Source organism: Peribacillus sp. TH27 (assembly GCF_016650915.1).
In the GTDB taxonomy this organism is placed as follows: domain Bacteria; phylum Bacillota; class Bacilli; order Bacillales; family DSM-1321; genus Peribacillus; species Peribacillus butanolivorans.
The window spans coordinates 3,044,660-3,068,431 of record NZ_JAEKEV010000002.1; the positions used below are offsets into that span (position 1 = coordinate 3,044,660).

A 23,772-nucleotide genomic window follows, 5' to 3' on the forward strand; every position below is an offset into this window, starting at 1 on the left:
GCTTTGAAAAAATTAATTGCCTTCTATCTATTATCTAGTTTTCAAGGAACAAAGAAGAAAAAACTTCATCACAACGTGATGAGATCTTTCGAATCTGAATGAATTACTCATTCAAAACTGAACAAAACAAAAGCGCTCTCGTATTTATCCTTAGAAAGGAGGTGATCCAGCCGCACCTTCCGATACGGCTACCTTGTTACGACTTCACCCCAATCATCTGTCCCACCTTAGGCGGCTGGCTCCATAAAGGTTACCTCACCGACTTCGGGTGTTACAAACTCTCGTGGTGTGACGGGCGGTGTGTACAAGGCCCGGGAACGTATTCACCGCGGCATGCTGATCCGCGATTACTAGCGATTCCGGCTTCATGTAGGCGAGTTGCAGCCTACAATCCGAACTGAGAATGGCTTTATGGGATTCGCTTACCTTCGCAGGTTTGCAGCCCTTTGTACCATCCATTGTAGCACGTGTGTAGCCCAGGTCATAAGGGGCATGATGATTTGACGTCATCCCCACCTTCCTCCGGTTTGTCACCGGCAGTCACCTTAGAGTGCCCAACTGAATGCTGGCAACTAAGATCAAGGGTTGCGCTCGTTGCGGGACTTAACCCAACATCTCACGACACGAGCTGACGACAACCATGCACCACCTGTCACTCTGTCCCCCGAAGGGGAACGCCCTATCTCTAGGGTTGTCAGAGGATGTCAAGACCTGGTAAGGTTCTTCGCGTTGCTTCGAATTAAACCACATGCTCCACCGCTTGTGCGGGCCCCCGTCAATTCCTTTGAGTTTCAGCCTTGCGGCCGTACTCCCCAGGCGGAGTGCTTAATGCGTTAGGCTGCGAGCACTAAAGGGCGGAAACCCTCTAACACTTAGCACTCATCGTTTACGGCGTGGACTACCAGGGTATCTAATCCTGTTTGCTCCCCACGCTTTCGCGCCTCAGTGTCAGTTACAGACCAGAAAGTCGCCTTCGCCACTGGTGTTCCTCCAAATCTCTACGCATTTCACCGCTACACTTGGAATTCCACTTTCCTCTTCTGCACTCAAGTTCCCCAGTTTCCAATGACCCTCCACGGTTGAGCCGTGGGCTTTCACATCAGACTTAAGGAACCACCTGCGCGCGCTTTACGCCCAATAATTCCGGACAACGCTTGCCACCTACGTATTACCGCGGTCGCTGGCACGTAGTTAGCCGTGGCTTTCTGGTTAGGTACCGTCAAGGTACCAGCAGTTACTCTGGTACTTGTTCTTCCCTAACAACAGAACTTTACGACCCGAAGGCCTTCTTCGTTCACGCGGCGTTGCTCCGTCAGACTTTCGTCCATTGCGGAAGATTCCCTACTGCTGCCTCCCGTAGGAGTCTGGGCCGTGTCTCAGTCCCAGTGTGGCCGATCACCCTCTCAGGTCGGCTACGCATCGTCGCCTTGGTGAGCCATTACCTCACCAACTAGCTAATGCGCCGCGGGCCCATCTATAAGTGACAGCCGAAACCGTCTTTCCATCTTCTCTCATGCGAGAAAAGAACGTATCCGGTATTAGCTCCGGTTTCCCGAAGTTATCCCAGTCTTATAGGCAGGTTGCCCACGTGTTACTCACCCGTCCGCCGCTAATCTCAGGGAGCAAGCTCCCATCGATTCGCTCGACTTGCATGTATTAGGCACGCCGCCAGCGTTCGTCCTGAGCCAGGATCAAACTCTCCGAAGAAATGTTTGACTTGCTCATTTTGCTTTTTGATAGTGTGTGCTCACTTTTAAAAATTAACGTTGGCGCTTTGTTTTGTTCAGTTTTCAAAGAGCAATGTCTTTCGGAACAGCTTATTTATAATAACACATTTCATTACTTCGAGTCAACAACTTTTTAAAACTTTTTTTAAAAGTTTGTAATCCATTTGAAACTCGTTCGTAACAACAGATATAAATATAACATCATTAGGTTAACTGCGCAATACCTTTTATAAAGTTTTTTTGAGATAATATTGTTTTTCTTTCATGCCTTAGAATTCAATCAATAAACAGCCTGTTAAATTATTATTAAAAAACAAAAACCGAACTGGACTGCCCGAGGACCAAGAGCTATGCTCTATGGATCCTCAGGCCCAACTCGGTTTCCTTTTTTACTCTTCATATATTATTAGCGATGTCTCATTAACGGGAATAACAGGACATCACGGATTGAAGGTGAATTGGTTAATAGCATAACTAGTCTGTCAACACCAATTCCCAATCCACCAGTTGGTGGCATGCCGTATTCTAAGGCTTCCAAGAAATCCTCATCCATTTCATGAGCTTCATCATTACCTTGCTCACGCTCTTTTAATTGAGCTTCAAAGCGTTGACGTTGATCAATAGGATCATTAAGTTCCGTGAAAGCATTTGCATGCTCTCTACCCACAATGAATAGTTCAAAACGATCAGTAAAACGGGAATCTTCCGGATTTTTCTTAGCTAATGGAGAAATTTCTACCGGATGTCCATAAATGAACGTAGGTTGAATTAATTTGTCTTCTACCTTCTGTTCAAAGAATTCATTTACAATATGGCCAAACTCCATGGATTCCTTCACTTCAATGCCATTGTCTTTAGCAAGCTGCTGTGCCTCTTCCTTACTCATGTGAGTCCAGAAGTCTACACCTGTGTATTCTTTTACAGCGTCAACCATGTGAAGTCGTTTCCATTCTGGTTTTAATTCTATCTCATATTCTCCATATTGAATGGTTGTTGTACCCAGAACTTCTTGAGCAATATGAGCAACCAGGTTTTCTGTCAGACTCATAATATCCTTATAATCCGCATAGGCCTCATATAATTCAATTAGAGTGAATTCTGGATTATGTCTTGTAGATACACCTTCATTTCTGAATACACGGCCGATTTCATAAACTTTCTCTAACCCACCGACAATCAGGCGTTTTAGATGAAGTTCAATAGCAATCCTCAAGTTCAATGGCATATCAAGCGCATTATGATGAGTAAGGAAAGGGCGCGCAGCAGCTCCACCTGCAACAGAGTGTAATAGCGGCGTTTCCACTTCCAGATATCCATGATCGTCTAAATAACGTCTCATAGCCTGAACAATTCGACTGCGCATGATTAAGGTGTTTTTGCTTTCCTCATTTGTAATTAAATCCACATAACGTTTCCGATAACGTTCTTCGACATCCTTCAGACCATGAAACTTATCAGGTAGCGGGCGAAGCGCTTTGGCAAGGAACACAAAGTCATTAGCTTTAATAGAAAGTTCCCCAACTTTTGTTTTAAAGATAACACCAGTGATCCCTACGATATCGCCAAGATCCGTTTGGTTGAATAACTTGTATGAATCTTCACCAATTTTATCTAAACGAACGTAGATTTGGATTTGACCGCTGATATCCTGAATATGAGCAAATCCTGCTTTCCCTTTCCCACGTTTAGTCATTACACGACCTGCAATCGTAACCTCGATCTCTTTTTCCTCTAGTTCTTCTTTCTCTAATTCACCATATGCGCTTACAATCTCCTGGGCGTTATGGGTACGTTCGAATCTGCTCCCAAAAGGGTCTTGTCCATTATCAATCATGGCCTGCATTTTATCGCGTCTTACCTGCAGTTGGTCATTTAATTCTTCATGACTCACGAAAATCATCTCCATCTCTATTAATAAAAAACTTATATAATTATTGAGGATTTCTTTTGCATACGTATTTATTCTTACATAAAGTAAAGGAATTCAACAGCTTTTTATCTTAAAATCTTGTTTATGTACATATAAAAACTGCCAGGATTACTGGCAGTTTTAGATAAGCGTATTATAGGAAAACAGGAAGGTAATGTCAAACATCAGACCATTTGAATATTCTGTTGCTTCGCTTCAATATCATCAACAAGTCCATAAAGAAGGCTTACAACATCTTCTCTTGTCTCACAATCATTAATGCCTTTACGAGCATTAGCATTCCCTTTAACACCCTTTAGGTACCAAGAAGCATGCTTGCGCATTTCACGGACAGCAACATTTTCATTTTTCAATGCAATTAGTCGATCCATGTGAAGAACGCAAACATCCATTTTTTCACGAACTGTAGGCTCATCCATCAGTTGTCCTGTTTCTAAATATTTAACAGTACGGTAGATCATCCAAGGATTACCTAGAGCTGCACGGCCAATCATGACTCCATCGACACCAGTCTCTTTTAACATTCTCTCCGCTTCCTGAGGTGTTTCCACATCACCGTTCCCGATAAGGGGAATATTAATGGATTTTTTCACTTCACGAATGATATCCCAGTTAGCTTTTCCTTCATACATTTGAACTCGAGTTCTACCATGGAGAGAAACTGCTTTACCACCTGCACGTTCCACAGCTTGAGCATTTTGAATAGCAAAGATATGTTCCTCGTCCCAGCCCATACGCATTTTAACAGTAACTGGCTTTTCAACAGCATCAACAACCGCTGAAACCATCTCATAAATTTTATTCGGGTCTAGTAACCATTTTGCACCAGCATCACATTTGGTGATCTTCGGAACAGGGCAACCCATATTTATATCAATGATGTCGGCATTTGTATTTTTATCTACAAACTGTGCAGCTTCTACCAATGATTTCTTTTCACCACCAAAGATTTGCAAGCTTAGCGGCTTCTCTCTTTCATCTATATAAAGCATATTCATCGTTCTTGCATTTTGAAGAACGATTCCCTTATCACTGACCATCTCCGCGCAGACTAATCCAGCACCAAATTCTTTGACCGTCAAACGGAATGCTGAGTTACATACTCCAGCCATCGGTGCAAGCACTACTGGATTCTTCATTTCAATATCGCCTATTTTTAACACGGTGTGGCCTCCTATAACATTCTTTCATTTATCCTCAGGCGGTCTAAGCTCCTCAATGGAAACACGGAGCACATCCGCCACTTCTATTAAAAACGACTCTGAAGGATTGCGGTTCCCTCTTTCGACTTCTCCTAGTAAGGAAACAGAAACGCCAATTTCTTTCGCAAACCCTTCTTGGGTAAATCCCTTTAACTTTCGAAAAGCGCGAATACGCCTTCCCCATTTTTCGCCTTCCATAATCGAACTCCTTCTTTATCCGGAATCTGTTCAAGCAGGCCGCTCAAAGGTGTATACATTTGCGGAAGTTTAATATCAGGGTCCACTTCCATTAAAGGCACGAGCACGAATGCTCTTTCTTGCATCCGAGGATGTGGGACTGAAAGAATCTCTGTCTCAATATTTTCATGATTATATAACAAAATGTCAAGGTCTAAAGTACGGGGCCCCCATCTAACTTCCCTTTTTCTTCCTAATCCTTGTTCAATCTGCATACAAGTTCGCAGTAACTCCTCTGGCTTTAAATCCGTTTTCACTTTAAAAACAGCGTTTAAAAAACAATCCTGATCAGCGTATCCGACTGGGTCTGTTTCGTATAAAGACGAGCAGGCAACCAACTCGATGTGTGCGTTTTCAGCCAATAATTGGAAAGCGTTTTGGATGGTGACTAGGCGATCTCCTAGATTCGATCCAATTGAAAGGTACGAAATATTTACCACCGTCAGCGCCCTCTTACAATTTCTACAGCAACCGATTCATAGTGCCCTGCTATAGGTGGATCTGGTTTATAGACTTTCACGGTGCACTTCTCAATTGAAGAAAACTTATTAAGTAATTCTGAGGCAATCTCTTCGGCAACGGCTTCCACTAACTTAAACGGCTTCCCTTCAACAACGCCTTTACAAACTTCATATAACTCTCCATAATTTATTGAGTCCTCTAGTTCATCACTCTTCCCCGCCTTGGCTAAATCGGCCTCTACAATCAAATCCACTTTAAACCGCTGCCCAAGCTTCGTTTCTTCCGGAAACACACCATGATAACCATAAAACTCCATTTTATTCACAAAAATTTTATCCATTGAAACCACCTTTTCCTAAAAGAGCATCCATCATCTTAGCGGTGCGTGCCATTTCCTTAACGTCATGAACACGTACCATTTGACAGCCTTGTTGAATTCCATTACAGATTGTGGCAGCCGTACCTTCCACTCGCTCACTAGGCGGCAAATCGAGAACATGTCCAATCATGGACTTTCTTGATGTCGCAAGAAGCACAGGGTAACCTAATGATACCAGCTTATCAAGATTCCTCATCATTTCCAAATTTAACTTTAAGTCTTTCGCAAACCCTATGCCGGGGTCGAGAATGATATTTTCATCCTGGACTCCCGCTTTCTTTACAATCGTGATGCTTTCAAACAAATCTTGAAGGACATCCCGGACAAAATGACGATAATCCATTTTGTCCCGGTTATGCATTAAAATAATCGGCACCTGATACTTTGCTGCAACACTTGCCATCATGGTATCAGCCTTTGCCCCCCAAATATCATTTAATATATGCGCTCCTGCTTTTACTGCTTCCTCTGCAACCCTAGACTTATATGTATCGATTGAGATTGGAACTTGAATATTACGGGAGATAGCCTCAATGATAGGGGCTACTCTCTCTATCTCTTCCTCATCCGAAATCCGCTCATAATTAGGACGGGTGGACTCTCCGCCAATGTCCAAAACATCAGCTCCGTCCTTAACCATCTGTTCAGCATGCTTCAAAGCAGCATCTACCCGGTTATATTTCCCGCCATCCGAAAAGGAATCTGGCGTAACATTTAAAATCCCCATAATTAAGGTCTTCTTGCTGTAATCCAATTCAAATGAACCACATGTAATCTTTAAAGTATCAGATAATGACATCCAGCGTTCTCCTTCACCAAAAAAATCTATATATACGAGTTTACCTATTTACATAGGTAAAGTGCAAGCACCTTAGAGAATAGAAAAAATCTGTTAGTCTTTACTACAAAAAAGAAAAGCAAAGCCCCTATAGGAACTTTGCTTCTCGTTTAATGGTTAATCTTACTCAAAGTTATATAACGGTGTACTTAAGTAACGTTCACCATTACTTGGTATGATAGCAAGTACCTTTTTGCCTTTTCCAAGTTTATCAGCTACTTTAATAGCCGCAGCGATGGCACCACCAGAAGAAATTCCACCAAGGATCCCTTCTTCTTTGGCTGCACGACGTGCGTAATCAAACGATTCCTCTGTATCAACTTGTATGATTTCATCGTAAAGATCAGTATTTAAAATACTTGGGATGAAGCCTGCGCCGATTCCTTGAATTTTATGTGGCCCTGGTTTCCCGCCAGATAATACAGGAGAATCTGCAGGCTCAACAGCGTAGATTTTAATGTCAGGGTATTTTTCACGTAGCACTTCTCCCGCACCTGTAATTGTTCCGCCAGTACCGATTCCTGCAATAAATGCATCCAGACCATCGTCACCAAAAGCTTCTACAATTTCAGGACCAGTAGTGTTACGGTGCACTTCAGGATTTGCTTTGTTTTCGAATTGCTGTGGAATAAAGTATCCTTTTTCTTTAGATAGCTCCGTTGCCTTAGCAATTGCGCCTTTCATTCCTTCTGGTCCAGGTGTAAGAACTAACTCTGCTCCATAAGCACGAAGCAAGTTACGACGTTCCAAGCTCATTGTTTCTGGCATAACAAGGATAGATTTATATCCTTTTGCTGCAGCTACCATTGCAAGCCCTATTCCAGTGTTTCCGCTTGTAGGTTCAATGATCGTATCACCTTGTTTAAGGTCTCCGCTTTTTTCTGCCGCTTCAATCATCGCAAGAGCGATTCGGTCTTTTACACTACTGCCCGGGTTAAAATACTCAAGTTTCAAATAAATATCTGCACTGTTTTCATTTTGAAGCTTGTTTAATTTTACAATAGGTGTTTGTCCAATCAAATCTATTACAGAATTAGCTATACGTGCCATGTTCTCCACTCCTTATCATCCCAATACCGAGTATGTTTATTGGTTTTATTAATTTAAAGTTACCAGTTTTAATAGTTCATTGTCAATGATTATCTACTATATTCTAAATTTTCTTTCACAACTATTGACCTATTTCTGTTCTTTCAATCCATAAAACCATTCTACATCTAATTCGTCCCAAAAAATCTTTCCGGAAACCGGTGACTGAATCTGTTCAAGAGCTATTTGGCGGTGAATTTGGTCTTTAACTTCATCATACGTATATTGATTGCCCTCTATTTTTTCATGCAAATAGAGAACAGCCCATCCTTCATCTGTTTCTACAGGACCACTCCACTTATTTACCTTTAATTTCTCTGCAGCTGTAATGTATTCCTTAGAAACTTGCTCGTTATCTTGCGATATATATCCCAAGTCGCCCCCTTGATTGGCAGTAAATTCATCAAGCGACTTTTCCATTGCTAAAACAGCAAACGAAACGCCTTTCTCCAACTCATTAATGATTTGATCTGCTTGCTTTTTTGTAGACGAGGTAATATGAGAAATATGATACGTAGTAGGGATTCGGTATATATCCTTATTGTTATCATAATATTTCTGCATCGCCGTTTCGGAAACCGAAACGTCCTTGGTAAGCAACTTCTCAAGCAGGAGACTCGATTGAATTTCCTGCCTCAATTGATCTGTACTTTTATTAAGAGTCTGACCGGCGGTTCCATACATCGTTTTCATCATTTTAAGTTCCCGATCAACCTCTTCATCCGAAGTTTTCACTTTGTATTTTTCTGCAGCTTGTTTCACTACCTCTTTATCGACCATTTCCTCAAGAACATCTTCCCCGTATCTCTTTTCGAGTTCATTAATCCATGCTTCCCGGGAAATATCTGTAGATCCAATCTTTGCAACCGTTTCTTCCCCAATAACGGATTTTGAGATGATTAATGGTTTTATAACAAAGATAACGATAGTCAATAGGTTCAACAAGGCAAGGCCGGCAATAATTGCCCGAAGCTTTTGTTTAGGCAAAACCCTTTTCCCCCGTCAATTATTTTTTGGTTTCTGCTTCTAATTCCTCAAGGTCTTCTTTCGAGAACTGGTAGGTCTCATTACAAAAATGGCATTGTGCCTCTGCATGTCCCTCTGTCTCAATAATATCCCGAATCTCATTTTGTCCAAGACTAATCAATGCATTGGCAATTCTCTCCCTTGAACATTGACAGGAGAACTCGACATCCATTTTTTCTAAGATTTTCACATTACCCTCACCTAAAATCTCCGTTAGGATTTCCTCTGGAGTCAGGCCATTTTGAATCATTTTAGAGACAGGAGTTATCGTGCTTAGTCGACTCTCGATTTTAGAAATCGTGTCATCGGATGTACCAGGCATTAGTTGAATGATAAATCCACCTGCTGCAAGTATCGAATTATCCGGATTCACCAGAACCCCAACCCCCACTGAAGAAGGCACCTGTTCGGAAGTTACAAAATAATAAGTGAAATCTTCTCCTAATTCTCCCGATACAAGCGGTACTTGTCCTGAAAAGTGATCACGCAGACCAATATCTTTCACAACTGTCAACAATCCATCAGTACCAACCGCTCTACTGACATCTAACTTTCCTTGTTTATTCAGGTCAAAGTGGGTTTGAGGATTTGTCACATATCCCCGCACTTCGCCCTTAGCGTTACTGTCGACAAGAATTGATCCAATTGGACCTCCGCCTTCGATTTTAATCGTCAGCTTTTCTTCACCTTTTAACATGCCGCCCATCATCACGCCTGCCGTCATTGCACGCCCAAGGGCTGCGGAAGCAGTAGGCCATGTATAATGGCGTCGCTGAGCTTCTCCTACGGTATCCGTTGTTGAAACAGCATATGCCCGAACCTGTCCTTCATAGCCTAACGCCTTTATTAGATAATCCTTCATTTGTTGTGCTCCTTCCATGCTGTGATTCCTTCTTTATTTCTTCACTTGCTCACGATTACGTTTATAAATCAGCTGCAATCCTTTTAAGGTCAAAAATGGTTCAACAACGTCAATCACAGTAGACTCATTAGCAATTAAGGTCGCTAGTCCGCCAGTAGCTATTACCGTTGGCTCTAGATTACTTTGTGCTTTAATTCGATTTACGATTCCTTCTACCTGCCCGACATACCCATACAAAATGCCTGCCTGCATAGCGGATACTGTATTTTTCCCAATAACCCCATCAGGACGATTAATTTCTATTCTTGGAAGCTTGGCTGCTTTTGAATAAAGTGCTTCTGTAGAAATGTTAATACCCGGGGCAATGGCTCCACCCATGTATTGTTTATCCTCATTTATATAGCAATATGTCGTTGCCGTGCCAAAATCCACGATAATGAGAGGGCTTCCATATTCCTGAATGCCTGCAACAGCATTAACAATTCGGTCTGCTCCCACCTCACGGGGATTTTCGTATTTAATATTCAATCCAGTTTTTATTCCAGGTCCCACTATAAGCGGTTTTATACCAAAGTATTTTTTACACATGCGTTCAAGTGCAAACATAATTGGCGGTACAACTGAAGAAATGATGATGCCATCGAATTGATCAAACGAAAGACCTTCATGTTGTAGCAAAGACTTTATGACCATTCCATACTCATCTTCTGTCTTATTACGGCTCGTCTCAATTCGCCAATGATATTTTAAAATATCTTCATCGTATACGCCCAATACAGTATTCGTATTCCCAACATCCAATACAAAAATCATCGTAATCATCACTCCGGTAAATTATTCTCCCACATCATACCACACTGTTATTTCCCACGCTATTAGTCAAACTTTTCGAGAGGTAAAAAAATCCAATCAGATTTTTCTTAGCCCCACATATTTATTTAAGGGTTAAGAAAAGGGTATTTCCGAGGCGGAAATACCCTTTTGAATTAGTCAACTTAAGACTTTTTATTGTCATCTTCGTTCGGGAAGGAAAGCGGCTGATCTTGAGGTGTTCCTTCTTTGATTGGAGGAGTATTCAATCCTTCCTCCGTTACTTCAAGGTCCTCAGGTCCTCTCTTATCCAATGGATCTAAAAGAGCTTCTTTTTCTTCCTTCTTCGTATTGATGTTTACCTTGACATTCTCATCAGTAGTTAAATTCCCATTTAGAGCGGTATAATCCCGTTCTGGCAATTTACCGTTATGGAATAAACCTTTGATTTGTTCAGCATCAAGTGTTTCTACTTCAAGCAAGGTTTTGGCAACCAAATCAAGTTTTTCACGATTTTCAGTAAGAATTTTCTTACATCTTTCGTATGCTTCTCTAATGATACGTTGAATTTCAAGATCAATTTCATATGCTATTGCATCTGAATAATTTTGATCATTATTGAAATCGCGGCCTAAGAAGACCTGACCTTGTGAATTACCGAATTGAAGAGGTCCAAGCTTACTCATACCATATTCCATAACCATGCTACGGGCTATGCCTGTTGCACGTTGGAAGTCATTATGAGCTCCGGTACTCACTTCACCGAATGTAACTTCTTCGGAAACCCGGCCACCTAAAAGGCCAACAATCTTATCTTTTAGTTCAGGCTCCGTCATGAAGAAACGATCTTCTTTCGGAAGCATTACTGCATATCCACCAGCTTGACCACGAGGGACAATCGTAACTTTATGAACCACTTCGGCATCATCAAGAACCAATCCGATAATAGTATGGCCTGCTTCATGCCATGCTACAATATTCCGTTCTTTTTTAGAAATAACACGGTTTTTCTTAGCAGGTCCGGCAATAACGCGATCCGAGGCTTCATCCAAATCGGACATGTCGATCTTCTTCTTATCTTGACGTGCTGCTACAAGAGCTGCTTCATTTAGTAAGTTTTCAAGATCGGCACCAGAAAATCCAGGTGTACGCTGAGCTATTGCTTTTAAATCAACAGTCTCCGCTAAAGGCTTGTTACGTGCATGGACCTTCAGTACTTCTTCACGGCCTTTAACATCCGGGCGGCCAACCGTAATTTGACGGTCAAAACGTCCAGGGCGCAATAGTGCCGGATCTAATACATCAGCTCGGTTTGTCGCGGCGATAATAATGATACCTTCATTTCCACCGAAACCGTCCATTTCTACAAGTAATTGGTTTAGCGTTTGTTCACGTTCATCGTGTCCGCCACCAAGACCAGCGCCACGTTGACGTCCTACTGCATCAATTTCATCAATAAAGATGATACATGGTGCATTTTTCTTAGCATTTTCAAACAAATCACGAACACGTGATGCACCGACCCCTACAAACATTTCAACAAAATCAGAACCACTGATTGAGAAGAAAGGAGTACCGGCTTCACCAGCTACTGCCCGGGCAAGTAAAGTTTTACCTGTACCAGGAGGTCCCACTAAAAGTACTCCTTTTGGAATACGGGCACCGAGCTCGGCATATTTGCGAGGATCTTTTAAAAATTCAACGACCTCTACAAGTTCCTGCTTTTCTTCGTCCGCTCCAGCAACATCATTGAAGCGTACTTTTTTCTTATCATCATTATACAATTTCGCCTTACTTTTCCCGAAGTTCATGACGCGACCACCGCCGCCACCTTGAGCTTGGTTAAGTAAAAAGAAGAAGAGGATAAAAATGATTACAAATGGAATAATGGAAGTGAAAAATGTCACCCAGCCACTTGTCTTTTCTGGAGGTTCAACAGTGATGATGTCTTTACCTAACTTAGTTACGGCATCATTAATTCGACTCTGCGAATATTCACTGAAAGGCACGTACGTCACAAAGTATTTGTTTTCCTCATAACCTTTGAGCTTCCCTGTGATTTCAAACACACTGCTTTCGGGCTGCATCGTTAGTGATGTAACGTCCCCACTCTCCAAATGCTTATAGAATTCATCTTGGGTCATTTTCTGTGTTGGTTCATTGTTATTATTAAAGATGCTTACAATCCCAATGATGACCAAAAAGATCAGTAAATAAAATATGGTATTACGGAAGATCCGATTCATCCCTTACCTCCTCCCACGGGTAAACAAACTATAGTAAATACTATCATATAAAATTAATGAATTACAATAATTTAACACCGCTGTTTTTATCTGGTCTTCTCTTTCAAACAGGTACTATTAATTCGAGTAAATTTCAGGCTTTAATATGCCAATATACGGGAGATTACGATATTTTTCTGCAAAATCAAGACCGTATCCGACAACAAATGCGTCTGGTACGATAAATCCAAAATAGTCCGGAGTAATATCTGCTTTCCTGCCTGTTGGTTTATCTAATAAGGTAACGATTTTAATTGATTTTGCTTTTCTATAACGGAAAAGTTCAGCAAGGTAGCTCAGGGTCAAACCGCTGTCGATAATGTCTTCAATAATTAAAATATCACGGCCTTCTACTGATGTATCAAGATCTTTAATGATTTTCACTTCACCAGAAGATACAGTGGAGTTGCCGTAGCTTGAAACATCCATGAAGTCCATTTCAAGGTGTGTATCCACACGTTTTAGTAAATCTGACATAAATGGCATGGCGCCTTTTAGCACACCGATAGCCAACGGAAACTTACCTTGGTAATCAGCTTCAAGCTGTGCTCCAAGTTCCCTGATTTTTTTTTGAAGTTCTTCCTCAGTTATTAAAACTTTTTCAATGTCATTTTGCATGGTCATTGTAATTAATTGCCCCCCATGAAGAATTAAGCTTTTTTATATTCTAAGTAGATTAAAGATGTTTCATCAGAAATTATATCCGGTTCAACATTCGATTTTTTCAAGCCAGGAAGCCAAATAACCGTTCCTGCCTGATCGACGATAACCGGCCATACATTTCTTTCTAGCAACGGGATTTTTTCATTAATAAAAATCTCCTTCAACTTTTTACTTCCACCCAATCCCTTAACTGCCATCCGTTCGCCTTCATTCCTAGTTCGGACTGTAAGCGGAAACTGAACCGCGGATTCGGGAAGAATAAAAGAATAGTTTCCTCTAAGAACGGGAATTTCTTCTTTTATATAGTGCGCTTTAATCTTATATCCATTCGGAAGAATAGTCTCACCGGGAATTTGTAATTTAAGGGAATATTTTTGGCTTTCTTGCCGAAAAAATCTAAAGGTACAAGTTTTATATGATTTTTCCGCAATAAGGCCCTCCGGAAGATGCAATTCTGCAGATGGTTGAGGATTTAAAAACAAAGCTAAAAGTTGGTCAATATGTAATGCTGAAAGCGATGAAGGTCTCTCCAAATAAAGATAGTTTAATATTAGTTGAATCGCTCTTCTTTGTAAAGGTTTAGGCATCGCCAGAACCCTATCAATCTGAATTACTGCATAATCTTTTTCCTGTTGAGCCCAAACCTCAGGCATTTTGCTTGAGACAAGGTTCAGAAAAAACTCTTCATCTTCATAAAGTTCTTCACTAAAGCGTTGAAAATGATCGTGAACCTTTCTATTTTCTTTCTTTAAAAATGGAAGAACTTCATGCCTAAAACGGTTTCTTACATAGTCATCTTTTTCGTTGCTCGGGTCATACCTTGGCTCAAGTTTATGAATACCCGCATATTCAATTATTTCGTCTTTGGTAAGTTCAAGAAAGGGCCTTATTAGATAACCGGTATGAAAAGGTCTCTTTAGAGGAATACCCGCTCTGGCCTTACCTGTCGCCCCTCTTGTTAAACGCATGAGCACCGTTTCAATTTGATCATCTCCATGATGCCCTAAAACAAGAGTGGAGGTTTGGTGTTTAGCCATCATTTCTTCATAGAAAGCAAAACGTAACTTTCTTGAAGTTAATTGGGAGCTTTCTCCTGTCTGTTCTATATAGGCTGGTACGTCGATCCTTCTACCTTCAAAAACGATGCCCCACTGTTCACATATTTGTTCGACATACTTATAATCTTCGTAGGATTCCTCGCCACGGAACATATGGTCAACACTCGCTACAGTTAACTCGTAATGAAAAAGAGGTTGAACTTGCTTTAGAAAATGGAGAAGAACCAATGAGTCAGGACCCCCAGAAACACCTACAAGCAACTTCGACTTTTCCTGAATTAATTCGTTTCTATAAATGGTCTTAAGAACTTTTTCCTTTAACATACAATCTTCCTTCTTTTATGGACAGGTATTATTTTATACGATTCAAACATGAAATGGTTTCAAATATTCCATGTTGGTAACGTATTTAACTATATCATAACAACTGTTCATATATGTAAAGAACATAGAGTATCGATATTATGGCAACCAGCAAAAAGGTTTCAAAAAAACCTCCCTTCATTTTTTTAGAATGACTCTGAGACCTTCTTGCTTGTCTCGTTGTAGCTTGTCTCGTTGTAGCTTGCCTTGTCGCAGCTTGACTCGAGGGCTTTTTCTTTAAATGATTTTGATTACTTAGCATAGTAACTAGGTCCTCCCGCATTTGTAATGCTGAATCATACTTCCCGAGTAGTGCTTTATCTAGCATCTTTCTATATGGGTGTAATTCCTTTTTCTGCTTAATCAAGTCGATAAGCTGCCGATACCCCTCCCCTTTCTTGTGAAAACGTGCAGGATAGGCAGAATTGATGATTATCATCGCTACCGCGAACAAATCATATTGTGGATCAGCCTTTCTTGACCCAAGTCCCCAATAACCTCTGTCGAAGAACTCGGTGAACTCTTTAACAGATCTACCAATCAAGGTTGTCCCACCAACATCTACACATCGGACTTTGTAGGCTGGAGAGGTCACTATTAAATTCTCAGGTTTTAAATCACCGAATACCCAGCCATTTGTATGCAAAGCTGACAAACTAGTTAATAACTGAAGCATTAAGACACCAATCCACGATGATCCTTTTTTTTCAATAAAACGCAAAAAATCGTGCCCATGGATATATTCCATAACATAAAAAGGTAGCTGCTTTCCTGTTTCCATAAAGTCGTCCGCTTCCAAAAAGGAAGGTCCAAGGGTAGACCCCTGGACCTTGGAAAAGGATTTTAGGATATTCATCTCTGAAATAATAGACGTCCCATTATCACTGAGCTTAAGCGCATAATGACGATTTTCACTTTCCACCAAATAGACAATCCCGTTAGCGCCACACCCCAATTCCTTGATAATTTTGTACCGGTTTTTATTCCACTTTCCAGTGATTAAGCTGCCAGGAAGGAGTTTACATTGATTCCTCAAAGTATTGTTCATCATCATGTGATAACAATCCCCTCAATGAACGTTTTTTATTAAAATAAGATAAAGCTTCACGAATTGCTGGCCCTGTTGGAGTGAGCCCACCTGTACTAAGCTTAGGGAAAGTTGCCGTCAAAGCTTCAAGGTTCGGGGTCCAATCAAGCAACTTTTCCACATCATTTCTTTTCCCAGGAAATACGAATACGGAAAATCGGCTGTCACCCATTCTTGCATTCATACTTAGGGAAAGATCTAATAAGGATTCTTTTACAGTTGGCAGCTTATGTTTCATACTCGCACTTGTATCGACAAGAATTAGCACTTCAAGCTTGCTAGTTTCCCCAAGCTCATCAACCACCTCCATCACTTCTCCTCGTTTATCCGGAGGGAGATCTTCCATTGTTCTTGAATCACCTAATATTTGTTGAAGTTCACGATTAATAACTCCCTGTATGGTTTGAGTCATTGCCTTTTGGGTAACCATTTGGACGGTTTGTGACAACTGCTGTGCATAGACAATTTGGCTTACACCACCCCCGGAACCAGCAATCTTCTCAATTTCTTTAAGTCCCTTTTCATCTATCACATCATTTTCCATGACACCTATGACATTGATGGTTATGCCTTGCTCCCGTGCTAAAGCAGCCATAGCAGCCGGCTCCTCACCATGATTTGAACAGCCGTCGGTAATAAGCAAAACCTGTCTTAATGTTCCTGCTTTCATGTTTGGCTCTCCCTTCCATTCAATCTATTACCATAATTGACTAAAAGGGGATAATTTATACACCAAAAACACACACTACCAAGTCACATTTCTTATACACTTTGGCAGGGGATCCATGGAGTTAACCAACTATTTCTTTACATAGCTGCCAACATAACACCTCGTTTGTAGACGACCTCCTTATCTTAATTTATGGAAAGATTTCTCGTTACTGAGCCTTTTTCCGTTTTGGTGAAACGGGGATGGATGCCCATTTCGGTGTATTATGTTTAATTTTTGAGGTTACCACTGTCATATCATCATCTATGATCCCTTTTGTTCGAATGACCTCTTCTAATATTAAATCAGATATTTCCTGTGGGTCATCTGTCTCCATTTCCTTGATTTTTCGTTTAAGCCAGAACTCGATATTTTCCACATGAGAGGGACCATCGAATACCCCATCACTCATCATTATTAAAATATCCCCTGCCTTTAGCTCCTCGGATACGACATCAACATCGAAATCCTGGATGATACCCATCGGCAGGTTACTTGATTCAATTTTAATGATTTTATCCCCCCTTTTAATGAAACTTGGTATCGAACATATTTTTAAAAACTTAGCCTTTGCATCCTGAAGGTCAATCATTGCCAGATCAAGAGTTGAAAATATTTCATCGGTCGTGCGAAGGGATAATACGGAGTTTACGGATTTAATGGCTATTTTTTCTTCTATTCCCGATTGTAAAAATTTTTGTAGCAGCTTCAAAGTCTCGGTGCTTTCAAAATGGGCCCTTTCCCCATTACCCATCCCATCACTAATGGCTATTGCAAATTTGCCGCAACCAATTTCCATGGTCGTATAACTATCTCCTGAAACAAGCCCTCCCCCCTTGGCAGCATGAGCCACACCCGTTTCGACCGTGAATTTTTTTGCTGACCTAAATATCACCTCACATTGCCCGTTTGGATAAGTTGCACACTCTTCGGAATGTACAACAATCGTTTCTCCTAAAATGTCTGAAAGCATAGGTGCAATCAACTTCTCACATTCCCCTCTGCCTTGGCAGTATGGGACACTCATCTCTATATCAACACCTCCCTGTTCAAGGCTGTATATTTCCACATAACCGATATGCAGGCCAAAATCCTGAATGGCCTCCATAATGGATTCCTCGTGTAAATGATGATTCTTCCTTTCCCTTTGAATTTCTTTCGCGAAATCATCCATCACTGCAGAAACTCCACGTAGTTGGTCCGCCACTAGCTTCCTGCTTTCTTTCACCTGCCTTTTTAATTTTTGGTTTGCTTCAAAGTAAGTAAGTTCCTGAGAAATTGCCCCAATGACCTGCGGCCCACGACTACAGTATTTCCCCCATTCTTTTGAAGTTTTTTGGGGGAGCTGTCCATTATTTTCACTTAATTGAAGCATAATTTCCTGCATACCGTCATAGGTTGTATTAAAGTTTTTAGCCCAGCATTGTTCCTTTTTAAAGCAGATTTGGCACGTTTTTTCAGTTACATTACTTAAAAAATAATCGAACTCTTTCTCATCTTCCTCCAATCTTCCTCGTTCATCTATTTGGGAAAAGCTATTTGAGAGCGCCTCAAATACATGAGAGAATTGTTCCACTCTTTGGGCGGTAACGTCCCTCACTTTCCGGGCATACTGTTGCTGTTCATCCGAGTTCTCTACGGTCCCGGGTATATGCTTTGCTATTTTATTGATTATGGAAGATGGTGTTAAAATAAATAACACCACAGCTATAAGTGATTCATAGAGGGTAACCATAATATTATTAGTTCCCTCTCCGTATAGACCAATTAGTAACGTAGCAATTAACAGGCCTGCCGCAACCCCTATCTTCCTACCCTCCTTCAACAAACCACCGAGCAGGCCTGAAAAAGCGAGGAGGCTCATTTGATAAAGGCTGGCTATACTCGCTAAGCTGAATATTAATCCGGTAACGACACCTACAGTGGAGCCTATGGCGGCCCCTCCCGCCAGCCCGAATAGGAGGACAAGGTACCGTGAAAATATATGATCGAGTGACAAGTCATATATCATCCACCCAATTGTTCCGGTCATCACCGACGCGAGTAGAATGATAATGCTGACGATCTCTTCTGTCTTTAAAGATTGTGACTTTGTCCGTATTGATAGCAGCGGGATGGACTGTATGAAAATTAAAGTTAAAATCATGGCGAGCCCCGCCTCTACTCCTATCATCATCAGGTCGTACAGCTGAATCGTTCGAAACACAAGATATTGCTCGGCCAGGTTTACCAGGAAGAGTGAAGCAAAGACGTACATCGACATCGTCTTAAATTGCCCTTCTACGGCCGGCTTCTTGATTTTATGAAATAAGAGAAGCAGGAACGCCGATGTAAAGATGACTAAACTATTAGAATAGTGAACGGTGAGCCCCCCAGCGATTAAGCCAAACAGTGCGAGTGGAGCTCGGTCACGTCTCATGAGAAAAACGGCTGCGAAAAACGGAAGCCCAAATGGTGCTAACTGCGAAAGAATTAATGCTCGTCCTAATAAAAAACCGATAATGGCTAAAGAGATACCTTTCTTTATAAAGATATCATCTGTTTTCGTTTGCAGCTGTTGGATCCAATTGATGGCTCCCTCCTTTGCTTCTTTTAACTGAACATCCCCAAGAGGTTCCATCATAGGTCTTTCTACTTTTTCCATTTCAACACCCCATTCATATTAGTGATTTTTATTATATAGAGGGCTTAACCATTTTTTTGTCAGAATTTTAAAAGCGCAAATGAAAAACGTTCGACGAAATTCTCCTTGAACAATCATTTGTATACAGGTTTTTATACCTTTTTTTAAAATACAGAAACAGGCGTTCTTTTTTTTTAAAGGAAAAGCAAAGTTTTTAGGTTATTTTTGTGGAAAATAACACGAATATATCTTTAAAAAATGGAAACCGACAATCTTTCTTTTTTTTGTTGACAATCTTTCCTCACGAATGTAAGATATAACTTGTGCTTCAGTAGCACTTACCATTATGGCGGCGTAGCTCAGCTGGCTAGAGCGTACGGTTCATACCCGTGAGGTCGGGGGTTCGATCCCCTCTGCCGCTATCTTTTAATATTAATTTTGGCCCGTTGGTCAAGCGGTTAAGACACCGCCCTTTCACGGCGGTAACACGGGTTCGAATCCCGTACGGGTCATCAAATATAAAAAAAGCGCCTCAGCACACTCAATCGAGAAAGTGTACATGAGGTGCTTTTTTTATTGGTATTGATGGCGAATCTAATAAGAGAAACACCTTTATATATATAAAAGAAGACAAGCCAGCAAGCTTGCCTTTATCTACACTATGAATAATTTCACAGGAAAAGTTGCTAATCTATTATTTTCAGCAGCAGTTTTATCCGCGTCTTCCTCCTCGACCTCCCCGTTTTGTTTCGGTGCTACGTTTAAGGGTTGTTAGGCGGTCTTCGCTATCTTTTAAGAATTTAGCCATTTTTTGCTCAAAGTTTTCCTTGGGTTGGAAACTACTACCTTTTGAGCGGAAGTCTTTGGAACGGCTGTCGTTCCCTCTTCCTTGGCGCGGACGTGGTGTGTATGCAGGTTTTTGCTCGCCTTCAGGACGGTCTATTGCTTTTTTAATGGACAAGCCAATTTTGCCATCTTTCACATTGATGACTTTCACTTCAACTGTATCGCCCACTTTTAAGTGATCGTTAATATCTTTGACATAGTTATCTGCTACTTCACTGATATGGACAAGACCTGTTGAACCTTGAGGGAGCTCTACAAATGCACCAAAATTAGTTATGCCTGTTACTTTACCTTGTAACTTGCTGCCTACTTCGATTGACATAAAAAAAATGTTCCTCCTTAGAAATGTTAAAAATCTCTTCACACTATATTATAACGAAAGTAAAAAAACAGTGTCAATATTAGTCACTATCTTCCTTTGCTTTTGGAAGATTAAAAATGATTTCACCATTGTCCGATAAGAAATAATCTCGTCTTGCTATTTTAGCAATATAGTCATCATCATTGAGTTTTACAATTTCTTCTTTAAGAAGGGTTTCACCTTTTTCCAATTTAGCTAACTTTACTTCTAATTTTTCTTTCTGCTGTACTTTTTCATCTAGTGCAACATTTTGCGTAATGAGGGTGGAAACAGCCAAAATCAAAAAGATAGCGGCGAAAACTGAATACAGTGTTAATCTACGCATAAGACCACGCTTCTTTTTTTCAACAGTTTGTACTTTTTTCTCTTGTAGAGCGACGTAGGGATTTTCTATTTTTGCCACTTTCCTCTTCCGAAGGCTACTCATGTTTTATCACTCCTCATTTCTTTTTAGTTCTCCATCTAATTACCATGCTAACTATAGAATTCTTTATTTTCAATAAAATCCCTTTTCCTTTATTATAAAACTTCCCGACGTTTTTTGTAACAAAAACCGGCAATAAATTCCATATCCTTGTTAGTATCCATTTTAAAGGTTTCCAGAAAACATTTAAAATAAAGAGAATTATTTTCCCTATCCATTTTAAAAGGACTAAAACAAATCTGCCCATACCTATGATGATGGAAATTGCAGTAACTATTACCCATTTTATCGGAAGAAATATCAGCATTTGAACCGATTTAGTTAAAAATCTGACCACCTTTATTACCAGTAAAATCAAAAACTCTAAAAAGCGTTGATAGACTCCTTTAAAAAGTGCTTGATATGCTGAAAAACCGCATAATAAGGCCAAAAATAAATATAGGCGAAACTCTCCTTCATTCACTAAAAACAAAACATAAAAAATAAGGAGACCCTGAATAATCCAGAAAAGAAAATCATGGAGGAAGACAATCCACCTCTTCCTTACTGAACGCTTCAGGAACCGGTTATACGTATCGAGGGCAGCTCCAAAACAACTGCCCATGCCTATCATCGCAAGCAACGTATAAAATTGGATCGTTAAGGTCATTTGAACAGCTTGCCAAAGAAGCCTTTAGCTTTCTCCCCGGATTGCTCATCTAAATATACAAGGTCAAAAATCTTCCCCTTGATTGAAACAATCCCTTTATCTACGTCTAAATTCTTCATTTGCAAGTTCTGACCACGTATAGATAAGAAGCCCATTGACGTTTCAAGCAAAAATTCTTCATTATCAAAGCTTTCCACTTGTTTTACTCCGGTAATATCCAATAAACGGCGGCCTTTCATCGTTACATCATGCTCTTGGATTGTTCCCTTTGTGTAACCAGCATTCGGATCAATATATTGGCTCATTTTTCATCCCTCACAGTACCACTGATTTTGTACAAGTGTATGTCCGTAAGAGGGAAATTAGAACAAAGCCTGTCCTTACTCCTCTGCTAGCTTTTCTTCTTTTACGATTGTATACATATCGGCAGCAGCTTCTTTTTTCGTCGTTTCTTGAATTTTGTCAACGCGTACCGTGACTAGCTTTTGACCAAAACGTACGGTTAATTCATCACCATCTTTTACATTCGAGCTTGCTTTAGCCTGTTGGCCGTTAATTGTAATTCTCCCTTTATCCGCTACTTCTTTAGCAAGAGTGCGGCGCTTAATCAACCTTGATACTTTTAAGAATTTATCTAATCTCATCGACATTCAATTCTCTCCTTTAATTAAAGTCCTTTAGCTTTTGCCTCATCCCAATATGAATCCAGTTCTTCTAATGTATAATCAGCAAACTTCTTGTCTTCCCTTTGAATACGCTCTTCGATATATGTAAAACGCTGGTGAAACTTCTGGTTTGCTTTATAGACAGCTTCTTCTGCTTGTATGTCATAATAGCGCGAAATGTTGACAATCGCAAAAAAGAGGTCTCCCAATTCGGATTTGATCCGGTCGATATCCGGATTCGGGTTCAGTATCTCATCTTCAAGTTCCTGCACTTCTTCTTTAACCTTTTTCCACGCTTCGGAAACCTCATCCCAGTCAAATCCGACCTTCGCAGCCCTTTTTTGATACTCCTCAGCACGAAGTAAGTTTGGCAGCGATTTTTCTATACCATCTAGAATGGATTGTGGAACATTTTTCTCGCTTCCTTTTTCTTCTTCCTTGATTTTCTGCCAGTTCACTAAAACATCTTCTTCACCGGTCACTTCTATATCTCCAAACACATGAGGGTGGCGTCGAACCATTTTTGCTGTAATTCCTTCGATCACATCATCTATTGTGAACATGCCCTCATCCTCTCCGATTTGCGCATGAAGCATCACTTGAAGGAGTACGTCCCCTAGTTCACCAATCATGCCCTCATCGTCCTCGGCATCAATGGAATCAATAAGTTCGTATGCCTCTTCTATTAGATATTTCTTCAAGCTTTGATGAGTTTGTTTCTTATCCCAAGGACATCCGTCAGGTCCCCTCAGTTCCGCGATGATCTGTCGCAACTTAGAAAATTCACGATACTGTAATGCATCTTCTTTAACGGGTGGCACATAGACACTCGTTAAGTTACTTAACTCCATTTGGCGGTCCAGTTCATAAAGTGCACATTTTGTTACTTTTTCCTGGCTACTGCCTGCCGCTGTAACGATATATACCTCGTAGTCATCTGGAAGCTTTTCCATCAAAGTCAACTTCACATTGGAAGCACTGAACGCGTCATACACCTGCCCGATTATCATATGCTGTCTAATATGCAGGTCATCTGGTGAAAGAGCAGTTCCATCTAGAAGCTGAAATCCTTCAATTGGGTCAATTTGAACGGCCTGAAATAACGGGTCAAGAAAACTTTGTCCTCCCTCAAGCTTAATAGCAATGCCTCTAGCTGGACCTTTCTCTAGCAAGAGTTGGACTGTTTTTTCTGCAACCATTGGATGCCCTGGAACCGCGTACAGAACAGAACTATTTACAGCTTCTTGTAATAATGCTTCTGAAATTTCTTCGTATACCTCTTCAAATTGATCGTGTTTTTCATATACCTTGTCAAAAGCAGTGAACTTAATTCCTTCAATTGTTAAATCTCTGATCACCGGATGATCTATCGTCCGGACGAAGCATTCTTTTGTCTTTGTTAATTTTTTATAAATCCCAAATGGAAGCTGGTCTAAATCGCCTGCCCCGAGTCCTATTATAGTAATCTCATTCATGA

Annotated in this window: 22 protein-coding genes, 2 tRNA genes and 1 rRNA gene; 2 read left to right on the plus strand and 23 right to left on the minus strand. The window is 40.7% G+C overall.

Features of this window, described 5'->3' with window-relative positions:
* Nucleotides 1–154: 154 nt before the first annotated feature.
* The 17 genes from JFU24_RS16005 to spoIIE all read right to left on the minus strand — a co-directional run bounded on the left by JFU24_RS16005 (nucleotide 155) and on the right by spoIIE (nucleotide 19,371).
* A 16S ribosomal RNA gene (locus JFU24_RS16005) occupies nucleotides 155–1,707 on the minus strand.
* A gap of 426 nt (nucleotides 1,708–2,133) precedes the next feature.
* Entirely contained in the window at nucleotides 2,134–3,633 is a 1,500-nt protein-coding gene (lysS, locus tag JFU24_RS16010; RefSeq protein WP_277950976.1) for a lysine--tRNA ligase, read from the minus strand.
* Nucleotides 3,634–3,821: 188 nt separating this feature from the next.
* Nucleotides 3,822–4,820 carry a tRNA dihydrouridine synthase DusB gene (gene dusB / locus JFU24_RS16015; RefSeq protein WP_053348971.1) on the minus strand — a complete coding sequence of 333 codons (999 nt, stop codon included), beginning with the start codon at nucleotides 4,818–4,820 and terminating at the stop codon, nucleotides 3,822–3,824.
* A 24-nt stretch (nucleotides 4,821–4,844) separates the two neighbouring features.
* Nucleotides 4,845–5,057, minus strand: a complete 213-nt coding sequence (locus JFU24_RS16020) for a helix-turn-helix domain-containing protein (RefSeq protein ID WP_098177753.1) — start codon at nucleotides 5,055–5,057, stop codon at nucleotides 4,845–4,847.
* Complete coding sequence (gene folK, locus JFU24_RS16025) at nucleotides 5,009–5,536, minus strand: 2-amino-4-hydroxy-6-hydroxymethyldihydropteridine diphosphokinase (RefSeq protein WP_201222459.1); 528 nt, start codon at nucleotides 5,534–5,536, stop codon at nucleotides 5,009–5,011. The genes JFU24_RS16020 and folK overlap by 49 nt, the downstream gene beginning before the upstream one ends.
* 2 nt (nucleotides 5,537–5,538) lie before the next feature.
* On the minus strand, nucleotides 5,539–5,898 hold the full coding sequence (gene folB, locus JFU24_RS16030) for a dihydroneopterin aldolase (RefSeq protein WP_201187826.1): 360 nt from the start codon (nucleotides 5,896–5,898) through the stop codon (nucleotides 5,539–5,541).
* Nucleotides 5,891–6,736, minus strand: a complete 846-nt coding sequence (folP, locus tag JFU24_RS16035; RefSeq protein WP_201187824.1) for a dihydropteroate synthase — start codon at nucleotides 6,734–6,736, stop codon at nucleotides 5,891–5,893. The genes folB and folP overlap by 8 nt, the downstream gene beginning before the upstream one ends.
* 162 nt (nucleotides 6,737–6,898) lie before the next feature.
* Nucleotides 6,899–7,825, minus strand: a complete 927-nt coding sequence (gene cysK / locus JFU24_RS16040) for a cysteine synthase A (protein ID WP_053348976.1) — start codon at nucleotides 7,823–7,825, stop codon at nucleotides 6,899–6,901.
* A 129-nt stretch (nucleotides 7,826–7,954) separates the two neighbouring features.
* Nucleotides 7,955–8,851 carry a peptidyl-prolyl cis-trans isomerase gene (locus tag JFU24_RS16045; RefSeq protein ID WP_053348977.1) on the minus strand — a complete coding sequence of 299 codons (897 nt, stop codon included), beginning with the start codon at nucleotides 8,849–8,851 and terminating at the stop codon, nucleotides 7,955–7,957.
* A 19-nt stretch (nucleotides 8,852–8,870) separates the two neighbouring features.
* The gene (gene hslO, locus JFU24_RS16050; RefSeq protein ID WP_057217165.1) at nucleotides 8,871–9,752 is read right to left on the minus strand and encodes an Hsp33 family molecular chaperone HslO; all 882 of its coding nucleotides are present in this window, start codon (nucleotides 9,750–9,752) and stop codon (nucleotides 8,871–8,873) included.
* A gap of 33 nt (nucleotides 9,753–9,785) precedes the next feature.
* Nucleotides 9,786–10,565 carry a type III pantothenate kinase gene (locus tag JFU24_RS16055; protein WP_201187820.1) on the minus strand — a complete coding sequence of 260 codons (780 nt, stop codon included), beginning with the start codon at nucleotides 10,563–10,565 and terminating at the stop codon, nucleotides 9,786–9,788.
* Between the two features lie 182 nt (nucleotides 10,566–10,747).
* Nucleotides 10,748–12,808 (minus strand): ATP-dependent zinc metalloprotease FtsH, encoded by a 2,061-nt coding sequence (gene ftsH, locus JFU24_RS16060; protein ID WP_082612830.1) that lies wholly within the window; start codon nucleotides 12,806–12,808, stop codon nucleotides 10,748–10,750.
* A 117-nt stretch (nucleotides 12,809–12,925) separates the two neighbouring features.
* Nucleotides 12,926–13,465 (minus strand): hypoxanthine phosphoribosyltransferase, encoded by a 540-nt coding sequence (hpt, locus tag JFU24_RS16065; protein WP_053349019.1) that lies wholly within the window; start codon nucleotides 13,463–13,465, stop codon nucleotides 12,926–12,928.
* 32 nt (nucleotides 13,466–13,497) lie between these two features.
* Nucleotides 13,498–14,892, minus strand: a complete 1,395-nt coding sequence (gene tilS, locus JFU24_RS16070; protein WP_201187818.1) for a tRNA lysidine(34) synthetase TilS — start codon at nucleotides 14,890–14,892, stop codon at nucleotides 13,498–13,500.
* Nucleotides 14,893–14,986: 94 nt separating this feature from the next.
* The gene (locus JFU24_RS16075; RefSeq protein WP_397444148.1) at nucleotides 14,987–15,985 is read right to left on the minus strand and encodes a protein kinase domain-containing protein; all 999 of its coding nucleotides are present in this window, start codon (nucleotides 15,983–15,985) and stop codon (nucleotides 14,987–14,989) included.
* Nucleotides 15,951–16,688: a VWA domain-containing protein gene (locus JFU24_RS16080; protein ID WP_053348980.1), complete on the minus strand. Its 738-nt coding sequence runs from the start codon at nucleotides 16,686–16,688 to the stop codon at nucleotides 15,951–15,953. Before JFU24_RS16080 ends, JFU24_RS16075 begins: the two co-directional genes overlap by 35 nt.
* Nucleotides 16,689–16,896: 208 nt before the next feature.
* Nucleotides 16,897–19,371 (minus strand): stage II sporulation protein E, encoded by a 2,475-nt coding sequence (gene spoIIE, locus JFU24_RS16085; protein ID WP_201187816.1) that lies wholly within the window; start codon nucleotides 19,369–19,371, stop codon nucleotides 16,897–16,899.
* Nucleotides 19,372–19,698: 327 nt separating this feature from the next.
* Here spoIIE and JFU24_RS16090 point away from each other — a divergent pair.
* Both JFU24_RS16090 and JFU24_RS16095 read left to right on the plus strand, forming a co-directional pair.
* Nucleotides 19,699–19,772, plus strand: a tRNA-Met gene (locus JFU24_RS16090).
* Nucleotides 19,773–19,790: 18 nt separating this feature from the next.
* Nucleotides 19,791–19,862: transfer RNA gene (locus JFU24_RS16095), tRNA-Glu, on the plus strand.
* A gap of 200 nt (nucleotides 19,863–20,062) precedes the next feature.
* Here the strand turns inward: JFU24_RS16095 and JFU24_RS16100 are convergent.
* The 6 genes from JFU24_RS16100 to mazG all read right to left on the minus strand — a co-directional run bounded on the left by JFU24_RS16100 (nucleotide 20,063) and on the right by mazG (nucleotide 23,770).
* The gene (locus tag JFU24_RS16100; RefSeq protein WP_201222463.1) at nucleotides 20,063–20,518 is read right to left on the minus strand and encodes a S1 domain-containing RNA-binding protein; all 456 of its coding nucleotides are present in this window, start codon (nucleotides 20,516–20,518) and stop codon (nucleotides 20,063–20,065) included.
* Nucleotides 20,519–20,597: 79 nt separating this feature from the next.
* Nucleotides 20,598–20,960, minus strand: coding sequence for an FtsB family cell division protein (locus JFU24_RS16105; protein WP_309446321.1), 363 nt, complete (start codon nucleotides 20,958–20,960; stop codon nucleotides 20,598–20,600).
* A 37-nt stretch (nucleotides 20,961–20,997) separates the two neighbouring features.
* On the minus strand, nucleotides 20,998–21,630 hold the full coding sequence (yabQ, locus tag JFU24_RS16110; protein WP_053348984.1) for a spore cortex biosynthesis protein YabQ: 633 nt from the start codon (nucleotides 21,628–21,630) through the stop codon (nucleotides 20,998–21,000).
* Nucleotides 21,627–21,935, minus strand: coding sequence for a sporulation protein YabP (yabP, locus tag JFU24_RS16115; protein ID WP_053348985.1), 309 nt, complete (start codon nucleotides 21,933–21,935; stop codon nucleotides 21,627–21,629). The genes yabQ and yabP overlap by 4 nt, the downstream gene beginning before the upstream one ends.
* A 75-nt stretch (nucleotides 21,936–22,010) precedes the next feature.
* Entirely contained in the window at nucleotides 22,011–22,274 is a 264-nt protein-coding gene (locus JFU24_RS16120) for an RNA-binding S4 domain-containing protein (RefSeq protein WP_034316386.1), read from the minus strand.
* 23 nt (nucleotides 22,275–22,297) lie between these two features.
* The gene (mazG, locus tag JFU24_RS16125; RefSeq protein ID WP_201222465.1) at nucleotides 22,298–23,770 is read right to left on the minus strand and encodes a nucleoside triphosphate pyrophosphohydrolase; all 1,473 of its coding nucleotides are present in this window, start codon (nucleotides 23,768–23,770) and stop codon (nucleotides 22,298–22,300) included.
* Nucleotides 23,771–23,772: the final 2 nt, after the last annotated feature.

Coding starts and splice junctions, on each gene's coding strand:
- lysS (WP_277950976.1), bottom strand. CDS start 3,633: ATGGAGATGATTTTCGTGAGTCATGAAGAATTAAATGACCAACTGCAG.
- JFU24_RS16020 (WP_098177753.1), bottom strand. CDS start 5,057: ATGGAAGGCGAAAAATGGGGAAGGCGTATTCGCGCTTTTCGAAAGTTA.
- folB (WP_201187826.1), bottom strand. CDS start 5,898: ATGGATAAAATTTTTGTGAATAAAATGGAGTTTTATGGTTATCATGGT.
- folP (WP_201187824.1), bottom strand. CDS start 6,736: ATGTCATTATCTGATACTTTAAAGATTACATGTGGTTCATTTGAATTG.
- cysK (WP_053348976.1), bottom strand. CDS start 7,825: ATGGCACGTATAGCTAATTCTGTAATAGATTTGATTGGACAAACACCT.
- hslO (WP_057217165.1), bottom strand. CDS start 9,752: ATGAAGGATTATCTAATAAAGGCGTTAGGCTATGAAGGACAGGTTCGG.
- JFU24_RS16055 (WP_201187820.1), bottom strand. CDS start 10,565: ATGATTTTTGTATTGGATGTTGGGAATACGAATACTGTATTGGGCGTA.
- ftsH (WP_082612830.1), bottom strand. CDS start 12,808: ATGAATCGGATCTTCCGTAATACCATATTTTATTTACTGATCTTTTTG.
- hpt (WP_053349019.1), bottom strand. CDS start 13,465: ATGCAAAATGACATTGAAAAAGTTTTAATAACTGAGGAAGAACTTCAA.
- tilS (WP_201187818.1), bottom strand. CDS start 14,892: ATGTTAAAGGAAAAAGTTCTTAAGACCATTTATAGAAACGAATTAATT.
- JFU24_RS16075 (WP_397444148.1), bottom strand. CDS start 15,985: ATGATGATGAACAATACTTTGAGGAATCAATGTAAACTCCTTCCTGGC.
- JFU24_RS16080 (WP_053348980.1), bottom strand. CDS start 16,688: ATGAAAGCAGGAACATTAAGACAGGTTTTGCTTATTACCGACGGCTGT.
- spoIIE (WP_201187816.1), bottom strand. CDS start 19,371: ATGGAAAAAGTAGAAAGACCTATGATGGAACCTCTTGGGGATGTTCAG.
- JFU24_RS16100 (WP_201222463.1), bottom strand. CDS start 20,518: ATGTCAATCGAAGTAGGCAGCAAGTTACAAGGTAAAGTAACAGGCATA.
- yabQ (WP_053348984.1), bottom strand. CDS start 21,630: ATGACCTTAACGATCCAATTTTATACGTTGCTTGCGATGATAGGCATG.
- yabP (WP_053348985.1), bottom strand. CDS start 21,935: ATGAGCCAATATATTGATCCGAATGCTGGTTACACAAAGGGAACAATC.
- JFU24_RS16120 (WP_034316386.1), bottom strand. CDS start 22,274: ATGAGATTAGATAAATTCTTAAAAGTATCAAGGTTGATTAAGCGCCGC.
- mazG (WP_201222465.1), bottom strand. CDS start 23,770: ATGAATGAGATTACTATAATAGGACTCGGGGCAGGCGATTTAGACCAG.